The following is a 250-nucleotide window of genomic DNA, read 5'->3' on the forward strand; positions in this document are numbered from 1 at the left end:
CAGCCCCCATAACTCTTGATAGACAAGTTCGACTGTCTTACTCCTCAGCACTAACGCATTGTGTTGCATCGAACTTTTTATGTCTCGATACCCTAATTCAATTTCCCATCGCTCGTGGTAAAGCGCCGCGACTGCTCCCGCATCGTACTGCTCTCTGGGAAGAGACGTAAATACGGTTTTTTGCTTACCTTGTACCTGATAAGTCACGGCTCTTACTTGCCATGTTTCAGGTAGGTTAGGATTTTTCTTG

The 250-nt window shown here is 46.0% G+C and carries 1 protein-coding gene; it reads right to left on the bottom strand.

The window, feature by feature from the left end:
- The coding region (locus tag RC73_RS19690) for a transposase (protein ID WP_039036217.1) at positions 1 to 250 on the bottom strand (250 nt) is incomplete at both ends.

This window comes from Shewanella sp. ECSMB14102, from assembly GCF_000813075.1.
Taxonomy (GTDB): domain Bacteria; phylum Pseudomonadota; class Gammaproteobacteria; order Enterobacterales; family Shewanellaceae; genus Shewanella; species Shewanella indica.